10 protein-coding genes and 1 tRNA gene are annotated in these 12,519 nt (G+C 62.0%); 7 read left to right on the forward strand and 4 right to left on the reverse strand.

Annotated features, from left to right (window positions below; genetic code table 11):
* The first annotated feature begins 579 nt into the window (after positions 1-579).
* The 5 genes from ACTJJN_RS26260 (at position 580) to ACTJJN_RS26280 (ending at position 4,420) form a co-directional block, all read left to right on the forward strand.
* Positions 580-1,215 carry a TetR/AcrR family transcriptional regulator gene (locus tag ACTJJN_RS26260; RefSeq protein WP_003247170.1) on the forward strand — a complete coding sequence of 212 codons (636 nt, stop codon included), beginning with the start codon at positions 580-582 and terminating at the stop codon, positions 1,213-1,215.
* A 256-nt stretch (positions 1,216-1,471) separates the two neighbouring features.
* The gene (locus ACTJJN_RS26265) at positions 1,472-2,440 is read left to right on the forward strand and encodes a GTP 3',8-cyclase MoaA (RefSeq protein WP_221101094.1); all 969 of its coding nucleotides are present in this window, start codon (positions 1,472-1,474) and stop codon (positions 2,438-2,440) included.
* Positions 2,441-2,506: 66 nt separating this feature from the next.
* On the forward strand, positions 2,507-3,112 hold the full coding sequence (locus ACTJJN_RS26270) for a DUF4823 domain-containing protein (protein WP_004577221.1): 606 nt from the start codon (positions 2,507-2,509) through the stop codon (positions 3,110-3,112).
* 10 nt (positions 3,113-3,122) lie between these two features.
* Positions 3,123-3,680: a DUF1285 domain-containing protein gene (locus ACTJJN_RS26275; protein WP_012053286.1), complete on the forward strand. Its 558-nt coding sequence runs from the start codon at positions 3,123-3,125 to the stop codon at positions 3,678-3,680.
* 338 nt (positions 3,681-4,018) lie between these two features.
* Entirely contained in the window at positions 4,019-4,420 is a 402-nt protein-coding gene (locus ACTJJN_RS26280) for a cupin domain-containing protein (protein WP_012053285.1), read from the forward strand.
* A gap of 58 nt (positions 4,421-4,478) precedes the next feature.
* On the opposite strand, the gene ACTJJN_RS26285 is transcribed toward ACTJJN_RS26280, so the two are convergent.
* Both ACTJJN_RS26285 and ACTJJN_RS26290 read right to left on the reverse strand, forming a co-directional pair.
* Positions 4,479-4,554, reverse strand: a tRNA-Asn gene (locus ACTJJN_RS26285).
* A 62-nt stretch (positions 4,555-4,616) separates the two neighbouring features.
* Positions 4,617-5,813, reverse strand: coding sequence for an amino acid aminotransferase (locus tag ACTJJN_RS26290; protein ID WP_003247178.1), 1,197 nt, complete (start codon positions 5,811-5,813; stop codon positions 4,617-4,619).
* A 284-nt stretch (positions 5,814-6,097) separates the two neighbouring features.
* On the opposite strand from ACTJJN_RS26290, the gene uvrB reads away from it, so the two are divergent.
* Positions 6,098-8,113, forward strand: coding sequence for an excinuclease ABC subunit UvrB (uvrB, locus tag ACTJJN_RS26295; RefSeq protein ID WP_440781752.1), 2,016 nt, complete (start codon positions 6,098-6,100; stop codon positions 8,111-8,113).
* A gap of 88 nt (positions 8,114-8,201) precedes the next feature.
* Here the strand turns inward: uvrB and ACTJJN_RS26300 are convergent, their stop codons facing one another.
* Entirely contained in the window at positions 8,202-9,692 is a 1,491-nt protein-coding gene (locus tag ACTJJN_RS26300; protein ID WP_176393467.1) for an MDR family MFS transporter, read from the reverse strand.
* 49 nt (positions 9,693-9,741) lie between these two features.
* The gene (locus tag ACTJJN_RS26305) at positions 9,742-10,797 is read right to left on the reverse strand and encodes an HlyD family secretion protein (RefSeq protein WP_185280103.1); all 1,056 of its coding nucleotides are present in this window, start codon (positions 10,795-10,797) and stop codon (positions 9,742-9,744) included.
* A 143-nt stretch (positions 10,798-10,940) separates the two neighbouring features.
* On the opposite strand from ACTJJN_RS26305, the gene gltX reads away from it, so the two are divergent.
* A complete protein-coding gene (gltX, locus tag ACTJJN_RS26310; RefSeq protein ID WP_012053281.1) occupies positions 10,941-12,422 on the forward strand; it encodes a glutamate--tRNA ligase in 1,482 nt (493 codons plus the stop codon).
* Positions 12,423-12,519: the final 97 nt, after the last annotated feature.

Consider the following 12,519-nt stretch of genomic DNA (forward strand, 5'->3'; position numbering starts at 1 on the left):
GCGGGTTTACCCGCGAAGCGCCGCGCGGGCGGCGCTCGATCTCCCTTCTGTGCCAGGCGCGCGCGACCGCCTTGTTTGTACGACGCGATATCGAGGCGTGCGCCAAGGCGTTCGGGCGTAAATCCCACAGGCATAATTGGCCCGAAACAAACGTAGGAGCGGGTTTACCCGCGAAGCGCCGCGCGGGCGGCGCTCGATCTCACAGGCGCTGAGAATCTTGCGGCACGCACCTGACAGCCGTCACACACCATCCTCCCCACAAAAAAAACCCGGGTTCTGGGGGAGGAATCCGGGTTAAGACCATTAGGAGTAAAACAAAGGTACGCGGTCCCTGAGCACCTTTATCGGCGCGCCACTGGGGGGGATGCGCCGCGCCAACACTTCAAGTATTGGTCAGGTTTGGCGCAGTGCCAGTGCATATTGGATGTTTTTTAAACAGATTTGGAATACGCCAACGTTTCATTCCTCCCGCAGCGCATGGCTGTATGCATCGTGAAACACAGACATGCGTGGATGATCCGTGCAATTTCCCGCAAGTTAGGCATAATAAACCGCTTCGATTGTCATCCAGTCCTTCCCATGCAGAAAGAACCTCGTAAGGTCCGTGAGTTTCGCCGTCGCGAACAGGAAATACTCGATACCGCGCTCAAGCTGTTTCTCGAGCAAGGTGAAGACAGCGTCACCGTCGAGATGATCGCCGACGCCGTGGGCATCGGCAAAGGCACGATCTACAAGCACTTCAAGTCCAAGGCGGAGATCTACCTTCGCCTGATGCTCGATTACGAGCGTGACCTGAATGAGCTGTTGCACTCGGCCGACGTCGACCGTGACAAGGAAGCGCTGTCGCGCGCCTACTTCGAGTTCCGCATGCGCGATCCGCAACGCTACCGGCTGTTCGACCGCCTTGAAGAAAAGGTGGTCAAGGGCAATCAGGTGCCGGAAATGGTCGAGCAGCTGCACAGCATCCGTGCCTCCAACTTCGACCGCCTGACCCAGCTGATCAAGGGCCGTATCAGCGAAGGCAAGCTCGAAGACGTGCCGCCGTATTTCCACTACTGCGCTGCCTGGGCGCTGGTGCACGGCGCTGTGGCGCTGTACCACTCGCCGTTCTGGAGCAATGTGCTGGAGGACCAGGAAGGCTTCTTCCAGTTCCTGATGGACATTGGCGTGCGTATGGGCAACAAGCGCAAGCGCGACCCGGAACCCTCGAACTGAGCCTTGCGCGAAACTGCGCGGGCCCTATGGGGGCGGGCGCGCCCGCGAACACCGGCGCAGCCCGTGCCAGGCACCGCGTTTGATTCTTCGCGGGTACGCCCGCTCCCATAAGCACTGCGTCGTGCGTTCTCTGCGCGGCAGTGCAGCCTAAAGCGTTTCGCTATCGTTTGGACATTCGGCATTGCTCATGGGGCTTGCAAAAACCTGATTTATGAGTCAGGTTTTGCTGGCCCCTTCATCCATGCCGGAGTCATTCATGATTGTCGATCGTCAAGGCAGGCGCTTTCGCAACCTGCGCGTCAGCCTGACGGCTGCCTGCAACTACGCTTGCACCTACTGCGTACCCGACGGCAAGCGGCTGGTGGCGGCGCAGGACGAGCTGTCTGCGGATGCCCTGGCCCTTGGCGTGGCCTATCTGATCGAAGCCGCCGGCATCGAGCGCCTGCGGATTACTGGCGGTGAGCCACTGGTCAGCCCGCGCCTGGATGCCTTTCTGGCTGCCGTGGCCAAACTCGACCTTGACGACGTCTCGCTGACCACCAACGGCCAGTTGCTGGCGCGCAAGTTGCCGCAACTGCAGGCGGCGGGGATTCGTCGGCTGAACGTTTCCCTCGACACCCTCGACCCGCTGGCTTTCCGCCAGATTGCCCGTGGCGGCGACCTGGGCACTGTGCTGGATGCAATGGAGCAGGCCCGCGCCGTGGGTATGCGAATCAAGGTCAATATGGTGCCGATGCGCGGGAAAAACCTTGATCAGGTACTGCCGCTGCTGGATTACTGCCTCGCGCGCGGCTTCGAGCTGCGCTTCATCGAGCTCATGCGCATGGGTCACCTCTCTCACGATCGCAACGCCTTCCTCCAACAGTTTGTAGGCCTCGACCAGCTGCTTGCGCTGATCGGCGGCCAGCATACCTACGCCCAGGTGAATGCGCCGCTGGACGCCACAGCCATGCGTTACCACATCCCTGGCAGGGGCCACTTCGGCATCATTGCCAACGAAAGCGTGCCGTTTTGCCGGACCTGCTCGCGGCTGCGCCTGTCTTCTACGGGCTGGCTGCATGGCTGCCTGTCGTCAGGTAACCGGCACTTCGTCGGCGACCTGCTGGAGAAGCCGCGTCATCAGGCGCTGCCGGCCTTGCAGCGGTTGTTGGTCAAGGCTTTGGCTGACAAGCAGGACGTGGCCTTCTCCGGTGGCGTGACAGTCATGAAAGTGATCGGTGGCTGAAGCTGGCGCAAAAGCTGCATCCGCCGGCTATTCGCCGGTTTTTCGTCGCCGGCCACTGGAGGAAAGATGCGTAGCCTGGTCTTGCTGCTGGCGCTGATGGCGCTGGGCGGCTGCATGAATGTCAGCGATATGGGCGAAGGCGTCCGCTATCACATGAGCGATGCCGGTCTGCTGGACCACAGCGAAACCCGTCGCACCTTGTCGATCCGCCTGCAACCTGATTCGTTCATTTTCATTGGCCAGGGTGCATTCGTGCCGCCGGGCGAGGGGCCGGTGCCTCGGCAGAATGCAGTGGCCGAGCAGGCCTTCAAGAGCTTCGTCGAATACTTCCCGATGGTACGTCGTGCCCAGGGCCCGCTGGGCCTCGAAGAGGCCATTGCCCAGGCGCGCTCGGTGGGTGCGGACTACGTGTTGTACACGCGCTTCGCACGTACCGACGATCGCATCGGCAATGGTGACGAGTGGTATGACGAGCAGGCCGTCGACCGCTTGGGCTGGGACTCTGGCGTGGTGCAGATGATGCTGATCGAAACCAGTACCCGCTACCTGATCGACACCGCACGCATCAAGAGCCGTGGCGGTTTGTTGACGTTCCACGACAACACGCCGGAGGATTTGCTTGGTGCGCCGATGCGCGAGTACGCTCGTAGCCTCCTGGGCATGAGTGAATGAGGCAAGCGTGATGAGCGACTCCGGCAAGGCCAATGACCTTCTGGCGCAGATCCCCAAGGCCAAGGGGCTGCCGCCGGTGCACCTGTGGAACCCGGATTTCTGTGGTGACATCGACATGCGCATCGCCCGCGATGGCACCTGGTACTACCTGGGCACACCGATCGGGCGCAAGCCGATGGTGCGGCTGTTCTCTACCATCATTCGCCGCGACGGCGATGACTACTTCCTGATTACCCCGGTAGAGAAGGTTGGCATTCGTGTCGACGATGCGCCATTCGTGGCCGTGCTGCTGGACGTGCAGGGCGAAGGCGAACAGCAGGTGCTGCGCTTTACCAGCAATGTCGAGGACCAGGTCGAGGCGGGGCCGGATAACCCCCTGCGGGTGGTGATCGACCCGCTGACGCAGGAGCCATCACCGTATGTGCTGATGCGCAGCAACCTGGAGGCGCTGATACATCGCAATGTGTTTTACCAACTGGTGGAGCTGGCGGTGCCGCATGTGATCGACGGGGAGGAATGGCTTGGGGTGTGGAGTCGGGGGGCGTTTTACCCGATCGGGCGCGGCTGAGGCCTATGTTGGCGATGTCGGCCTCTTCGCGGGTAAACCCGCTCCTACGCACGTATCGAGGGCGGCACAGGCCGTTGTAGGAGCGGGTTCACCCGCGAATGGGCCGGGCCTGCGGGCCAATTTCCACCCGCCGTTCACCGTTGCCGCCGCCACCGTATTCGCGGGTAAACCCGCTCCTACGCACGTATCGAGGGCGGCACAGGCCGTCGCAGGAGCGGGTTCACCCGCGAAAGGGCCGGTACAGGCGAAAATCGGCCCCCTGCTTTTCCCCCGGATTGGCCATTTGTCTTCAGCCAGTCAGGGTCTAACCTGCAGGCACTTGTCCTCCAGGAAAGCTCATGAATCCATTAGCCATCATCCTCTTCGCGCTGCTCGCCGCCCAAACGCCCGCTTGGGCCCACGGTGATGTCGCCGACCAGGTCAGGGTCCTGCAACAACAGCAGCCCTCTAATGCCCCCGGCAAAACCGCCGTCATGCTCACCGTCAGCTACGCCCCGGGCGAGGCATCACCCGCGCATCAGCATCCGGGCGCTGTCATGGCTTACGTCCTGGAAGGGGCGGTGGTATCGAAGCTCAACAGCGAGCAGGAAAAGACCTACAAGGCCGGCGATTATTGGTACGAGGCGCCGGGCACCGTGCACAGCGTTTCACGCAACGCCAGCAAAACCCAGCCGGCCAGTTTGCTGGTCTGGAGCCTGGTGGACGAGGGCAAGCCAGTGACCGAGGTGCTTGGCCAATAATTCCAGCGCAACGAAAAAGCCCCCGGTTGCGTGCGCATCCGGGGGCTTCTTCAATGTCTGGCTCCGCGACCTGGACTCGAACCAGGGACCCAATGATTAACAGTCATTTGCTCTACCGACTGAGCTATCGCGGAATCTGCGCGTATCTTACTGATTGCCTGGGAGAAGTCAACCCACCCCCAGGCAAAACAATGAGTTACAGCACTTCCACGATAGCTTTGGTCACCACGTGGATGTTGCTCTGGTTCAGCGCGGCCACCGCGATACGGCCGGTGTCCAGGGCATAGATGCCGAAGTCGTTCTTCAGGCGGGCGACCTGTTCAACGGTCAGGCCCGAGTAGGAGAACATGCCGACCTGGCGGCCAACGAAGCTGAAGTCGCGGTTGGCACCGTATTCGGCCAGCAGCGATACCATCTGCTTGCGCATGCCGTGGATGCGTTCACGCATTTCGGCCAATTCGGTTTCCCACATCTGGCGCAGTTCTGCGCTGTTCAGCACGGTGGCAACAATGGTTGCGCCGTGGGTTGGCGGGTTGGAGTAGGTGGTGCGGATCACGCGCTTGACCTGCGACAGCACGCGGGTGCTCTCGTCCTTGGAGGCGGTGACGATCGACAGTGCGCCGACGCGCTCGCCGTACAGCGAGAACGATTTGGAGAACGAGCTGGAAACAAAGAACTCCAGGCCCGACTCGGCGAACAGGCGCACGGCGAAGGCGTCTTCGGCGATACCGTCACCAAAGCCTTGGTAGGCCATGTCGAGGAACGGCACGTGGCCCTTGGCCTTGACCACTTCCAGGACGTTCTTCCAGTCGTCCAGGTTCAGGTCGACACCGGTCGGGTTGTGGCAGCAGGCGTGCAGCACCACGATCGAGCCGGACGGCAGGGCGTTGAGGTCTTCGAGCATGCCGGCGCGGTTGACGTCGTTGGTCGGCGCATCGTAGTAGCGGTAGGTCTGCACCGGGAAGCCGGCCGATTCGAACAGCGCACGGTGGTTTTCCCAGCTAGGGTCGCTGATGGCAACCACGGCGTTGGGCGAGAGGCGCTTGAGGAAGTCGGCACCGATCTTCAGTGCGCCGGTACCACCGACGGCCTGCACGGTGACCACGCGGCCGGCGGCCAGCAGTGGCGACTCGGCGCCGAACAGCAGCTTCTGCACAGCCTGGTCGTAGGTGGCGATGCCGTCGATCGGCAGGTAGCCGCGCGAAGCGTGCTGGGCGGCACGCTGGGTTTCGGCTTCGATCACGGCGCGCAGCAGCGGAATGCGGCCCTCCTCATTGCAATACACGCCTACGCCCAGGTTGACCTTGTCGGTACGTGGGTCGGCGTTGAATGCTTCGTTGAGGCCCAGAATAGGGTCGCGGGGTGCCAGCTCGACAGCGGAAAACAGGCTCATTGTTACCTTGGCTCTGATTGGAGTGTGATAGGGCGTACACGCTCCAGCCGAATGCACTGAAGCGGTGCACAAACGGGGAGTCAGTATAGTGATACCGACCGGTCACCGCGACACTCTGGCGCAGCTTTTGGGGCTATTTGCGCAAATATTTTTCGACCATTGGTCTAAATGCCGTGTCCACCGTTGCATGCGGCCACACCTGTGCCTTGAAAGCGCCCCCGAACGGGCGCATTTGGGTATAGACTACTGGCTAAATTTACAGCTGCTGCACCGCGAGGTCCTTCATGTCCGAGTTCCAGCTCGTCACACGTTTCCAGCCGGCTGGCGACCAGCCCGATGCTATCCGCCAGTTGGTCGAAGGCATCGAGGCGGGGCTGTCGCACCAGACGTTGCTCGGGGTGACCGGTTCGGGCAAGACCTTCAGCATTGCCAACGTCATCCAGCAGGTGCAGCGCCCGACGCTGGTGCTGGCGCCCAACAAGACGCTGGCCGCCCAGTTGTACGGGGAGTTCAAGGCATTCTTCCCCAACAACGCGGTGGAGTACTTCGTTTCCTATTACGACTACTACCAGCCGGAAGCCTACGTGCCGTCGTCGGACACCTTCATCGAGAAGGACGCCTCGATCAACGACCACATCGAGCAGATGCGCCTGTCGGCGACCAAGGCGCTGCTGGAGCGGCGTGACGCGATCATCGTGACCACCGTGTCGTGCATCTACGGCCTGGGCAGCCCCGAGACCTACCTGAAAATGGTTCTGCACGTGGACCGTGGCGACAAGCTCGACCAGCGCGCGCTGCTGCGCCGGTTGGCCGACCTGCAGTACACCCGCAACGAAATGGACTTTGCCCGCGCCACCTTCCGGGTACGCGGTGACGTGATCGACATCTTCCCGGCCGAATCGGATCTGGAAGCCATCCGCATCGAGCTGTTCGATGATGAAGTGGAGAACATCGCCGCCTTCGATCCGTTGACCGGCGAGGTTTTCCGCAAGCTGCCACGTTTCACGTTCTACCCCAAGAGCCACTACGTCACCCCGCGGGAAACGCTGCTTGAAGCAGTGGAGGGCATCAAGGAAGAACTGAAGGAGCGTCTGGAGTACCTGCACAAGGCCAACAAGCTGGTCGAAGCGCAGCGTCTGGAGCAACGTACCCGCTTCGATCTGGAGATGATCCTCGAGCTGGGCTACTGCAACGGCATCGAAAACTACTCGCGCTACCTGTCCGGGCGTCCGGCCGGGGCGCCGCCGCCCACCCTGTACGATTACCTGCCGCCTGATGCGCTGCTGGTGATCGACGAATCACACGTCAGCGTTCCGCAGGTCGGCGCCATGTACAAGGGCGACCGTTCACGCAAGGAGACCCTGGTCGAGTACGGCTTCCGCATGCCTTCAGCGCTGGACAACCGGCCGATGCGTTTCGACGAGTGGGAGGATGTCAGCCCGCAGACCATTTTCGTTTCGGCCACTCCGGGGCCCTACGAGGCTGAGCATGCCGGGCGCGTGGTGGAGCAGGTGGTGCGCCCGACCGGGCTGGTCGACCCGCAGGTAGAGGTGCGCCCGGCGCTGACCCAGGTCGACGACCTGCTGTCCGAGATCCGCAAGCGTGTCGCGGCAGGCGAGCGTGTGCTGGCGACCACGTTGACCAAGCGCATGGCCGAGGACCTCAGCGATTACCTGGCCGACCATGATGTGCGAGTACGCTACCTGCACTCGGACATCGACACGGTGGAGCGGGTGGAGATTATCCGTGACCTGCGCCTGGGCACCTTCGACGTGCTGGTGGGCATCAACCTGCTGCGCGAGGGCCTGGACATGCCCGAGGTGTCGCTGGTGGCTATCCTCGATGCGGACAAGGAAGGTTTTCTGCGTTCCGAGCGCTCCCTGATCCAGACCATTGGCCGCGCGGCACGTAACCTCAATGGCCGGGCCATTCTGTACGCCGATAACATAACAGGTTCGATGCAGCGGGCCATTGACGAAACCGAGCGCCGCCGCGAGAAGCAGATCGCCTTCAACGAAGCCAACGGCATCGTGCCCAAGGGCGTGGTCAAGGACATCACCGACATCATGGAGGGTGCCGCCGTGCCTGGTGCGCGCAGCAAGAAGCGCAAGGGCATGGCCAAGGCGGCGGAGGAGAGCGCCCGTTACGAGGCCGAACTGCGTACGCCGGGCGAGATCACCAAGCGCATCAAGCAGTTGGAAGAAAAAATGATGCAGTTCGCCCGCGACCTGGAGTTCGAAGCTGCGGCGCAGTTGCGTGACGAGATTGCGCAGCTGCGGGAGCGGTTGATTAGCAGCTGACCCTGTGGGAGCGGGCGTGCCCGCGAAGAATTCAACGCGGTGGCTGGCACCGGCTGCGCCNAGGGACCGCATCTGATCTGTAGTAGCCTCAATGGGCTTCCCCAGCCTTCAGCCCCTCCGGCAACTTGCGGGTCAGCAACACCGCCACCATGCTCACCGCCAACCCGATCCCGACAAAGTGGAAGGCATCGTTGTAAGCCATGATCAGTGCCTGCTGGTGGGTAATCTCGCTAAGTTTGCCCAGCGCCGCATTGTCATTGCCCAAGCGCTCCGCCAGTTGCGCCAGCCGCTCAGCCACCTGCGGGTTGCTCGGCACCACCGCCTCCCGCAGGTAGTCGAAGTACACCTTGGTGCGCGCATCCAGCAGGGTGGCCAGCAAGGCAATACCAATCGCGCCACCGAGGTTACGCAGAATATTGAACAGGCTCGACGCGGACCCTGCATCCTGTTGTTGGATATACGCGGTGGCAATCAGAGAGATGGTCACCATGATCATCGGTTGACCCAGGGCGCGGATGATCTGGATATGGTTGAACTGCGGCCCGGCAAAGTCCGGGTTGAGCACCCCCGAACCGAAACTGGCAGCGCCGAACAGGCAAAAACCCAGCGCGCATAGTACCTTGGGCGATATCACCTTCATCAGTTGCGGCACCAGCGGGATCAGGAACAGCTGCGGAATACCCATCCACATGATCACTTCGCCAATCTGCAAGGCGTTGTAACCCTGTACCTGCGCCAGGTACAGCGGTAGCAGATAGATCGACCCGTACAGGCCCACGCCCATGCCCAGGCTGGCGATGCTCGACAGGCCAAAGTTGCGGTTGCCAAGAATGCGCAGGTTGATCAGTGGGTGTGGCTTGGAAAACTGCAAGATGACGAAGGTGATCAGGCTGACCAGGGCAACACTGCCCAGGCCGACGATCAGGTGTGACTCCAGCCAGTCCTTGCGATGGCCTTCCTCGAGAAACACCTGCAGGCAGCCCAACCCAAGGCCGAGCGTGACGATGCCGGCGTAATCGGTACTTTTCAGCAGCTCCCAGTGCGCCTCCTTCTTCTCAAGCCCGTACAACAAGCCGGCGATCATTAGCAGGCCTGGTGGGATATTGATGTAGAAGATGTATTCCCAGCCCCAGTTCTCGGTCAGCCAGCCGCCCAGGGTGGGGCCGATGGAGGGGGCAAAAGTGGCGGTCATGGCGAACATCGCCATGCCTTTGGCGCGGTGGTGCTCGGGCAGCTTGATCAGCGTCAGGGTGAAGGCCAGCGGGATCAGCGCGCCACCGGTGAAACCCTGCAAGGCGCGAAACAGGATCATGCTCTCCAGGTTCCAGGCCATCGAGCACAGCAGCGACGACAGCAGAAAACCGCTGGATACCCACACCGCCAGGCGCCGCGCCGACAGCAGCTGCACCAGCCAGGCCGTTAGCGGGATCATGATGATTTCCGCCACCAGGTAGGAGGTTGAAATCCATGAGCCTTCTTCCAGGGTCGCCGACAGAGCGCCCTGGATGTCCTTCAACGAGGAATTGGTGATCTGGATATCCAGCACTGCCATGAAGGCACCGAGCATCACGCTCATCACCGCGATCCAGTCGCGTCGGGTTGGCTCCGCCGTGGGGCGCAGCAGTTGGTCACCGGCCATTGTGGCCTTCGTCTGCGCTGCGCAGGTCGACGGTGGCGGTCACCGACATGCCGGGGCGAATACGCCCATGCAACGGGTTGTCGGCGCTGAACGTGAGTTTTATCGGGATGCGCTGCACAACTTTGGTGAAGTTGCCGGTGGCGTTGTCCGGTGGCAGCAGGCTGAACTGCGCACCGGACGCGGCGAACAGGCTGTCCACCCGGCCTTCGATAGGTGTGTCGGGGTAGCTGTCGAACAACAGCTCCGCGCGCTGGCCGGGGTGCATGCGGCCGATCTGGGTTTCCTTGAAGTTGGCCTGCACCCAGATGTCTTCATCCGGCACGATCGACAGCAGGTAGGCGCCGGCCTGCACCACTTGGCCATTGCGCGCATTACGCTGGCCAATGGTGCCGCTGATCGGCGCATGGATTTCGCAGCGGGTCAGGTTCAGTTCGGCCTGGGCCAGGTCGGTGCGGGCATTGGCGATTTGCGCATCGAGGCGCTTGAGTTCGGCGTTCAGGGCGGTGACCTGCTGGCGCTGGCTTTGCAGGTCGGCGCGGGCCTTGTCGACCTGGGAGCCGGCGACATGGCTGTCCGCCGACAGGGTAGTGACCCGCTCCTCAGAGACAAAACCCGGCTTGCGCAGCTTCTCGGCACGGCTCAGGTCCAGCCGTGAACGGTCGAACGTGGCCTGGGTGGCCGCCAACTGGGCCTGGCCGGCGGCAATCAGGCTGCCTTGTTGGGTGAGGCGGCTTTGTGCTTGTGCGTACTCGGCTTCGCGGGTGGCCAGGGCGGCACGGGCGCGTTCGACCGCCAGCTCGAAGTCGGCGGCTTCCAGGCGCACCAGCAGGTCGCCCTTGCTGACGTGCTGGTTGTCCTCGACCGGTACCGTTTCGATACGTGCGCCAAGCTGGCTGGAGATACGGGTGATCTCACCCTGCACGTAAGCGTTGTCGGTGCTCTCGTAGAACCGGCCCTTGAAGTACCAGTGGCCCAGGAAGGCGAGGGCGATGACGGCCACCAGGGCGAAGAAGAGCGTCAGGCGGCGTTTGAGTTGGGCAGGCATGGGGACTATCGTTCCAGAAATGTAAACAAATTTAACAGCGGCACAGGGCCTGTCGACAAGTGACGTTCGCGCCATTGCTGGAGCCCGGTGCCCGCCTCCTGCTAACATCCCGCCTTTGTTTCATCTTTCGTTCGAGACTCTCCATGACCACCGTACGCACGCGTATTGCGCCATCGCCTACCGGCGACCCCCATGTCGGCACTGCCTACATCGCCCTGTTCAACTACTGCTTCGCCAAGCAGCACGGCGGTGAGTTCATCCTGCGCATCGAAGACACCGATCAGCTGCGTTCCACGCGTGAGTCGGAGCAACAGATCTTCGACGCCCTGCGCTGGCTTGGCATCGAATGGAACGAAGGCCCGGATGTCGGCGGCCCGCACGGCCCTTACCGGCAGAGCGAGCGTGGCGAAATCTACGCCAAATACGCTAAGGAACTGGTAGACGCCGGCCACGCCTTCTACTGCTTCTGCACTGCCGAAGAGCTGGAGCAGATGCGTGCCGAGCAGCAGGCTCGCGGCGAAACCCCGCGTTACGATGGCCGTGCATTGCTGCTGAGCGCCGAAGAAGTGCAGCGCCGCCTGGACGCTGGCGAGCCGCACGTGATCCGCATGAAAGTGCCGAGCGAGGGTATCTGCGTGGTGCCGGACATGCTGCGCGGCGATGTCGAGATCCCGTGGGACCGCATGGACATGCAGGTACTGATGAAGAACGACGGCCTGCCGACGTACTTCCTGGCCAACGTGGTCGACGACCACCTGATGGGCATCACCCACGTGCTGCGTGGTGAAGAGTGGCTGCCATCGGCGCCCAAGCTGATCAAGCTGTATGAGTACTTCGGCTGGGAGCAGCCCAAGCTGTGCTACATGCCGCTGCTGCGCAACCCGGACAAATCCAAACTGTCCAAGCGCAAGAACCCGACCTCGGTCACCTTCTACGAGCGCATGGGCTTCATGCCTGAAGCGATGCTCAACTACCTTGGCCGCATGGGCTGGTCGATGCCTGACGAGCGCGAGAAGTTCTCGCTGGCCGAAATGGTCGAGCACTTCGACCTGTCGCGTATCTCGCTGGGCGGTCCGATCTTTGACATCGAGAAGCTGTCCTGGCTCAACGGCCAGTGGCTGCGTGAGCTACCGGTAGAGGAATTCGCCGCACGCCTGCAGAAATGGGCATTCAACAGCGACTACATGATGAAGATTGCCCCGCACGTGCAGGGCAGGGTCGAAACCTTCAGCCAGGTTGCCCCGTTGGGCGGGTTCTTCTTCGAAGGCGCACTCAAGCTGGACGCCAAGCTGTTCGAAAGCAAGAAACTGTCGGCCGACCAGGTGCGCCAGGTGATCCAGTTGATCCTGTGGAAGCTTGAAAGCCTGCGTCAGTGGGAAAAAGAGCGCATCACCGGTTGCATCCAGGCTGTGGTCGAAGCGCTGGAGCTGAAGCTGCGTGACGCCATGCCGCTGATGTTCGCCGCCATCACGGGCCAGGCCAGCTCGGTTTCGGTGCTGGACGCCATGGAAATCCTCGGCCCCGACCTGACGCGCTACCGCCTGCGCCAGGCCCTGGACCTGTTGGGTGGAGTGTCGAAGAAAGAAAACAAAGAGTGGGAAAAGCTGTTGGCCTCCATCGGCTGACCGTTTCCCGAACACCGCTGTTGAGCACTGTGGGAGCGGCCTTGTGTCGCGAAAGGACTGCAACGCGGCCCCACAATCTTTGACTCGACACAAATCC

It is taken from the genome of Pseudomonas sp. 22515, from assembly GCF_052044625.1.
In the GTDB taxonomy this organism is placed as follows: Bacteria; Pseudomonadota; Gammaproteobacteria; order Pseudomonadales; family Pseudomonadaceae; genus Aquipseudomonas; species Aquipseudomonas alloputida.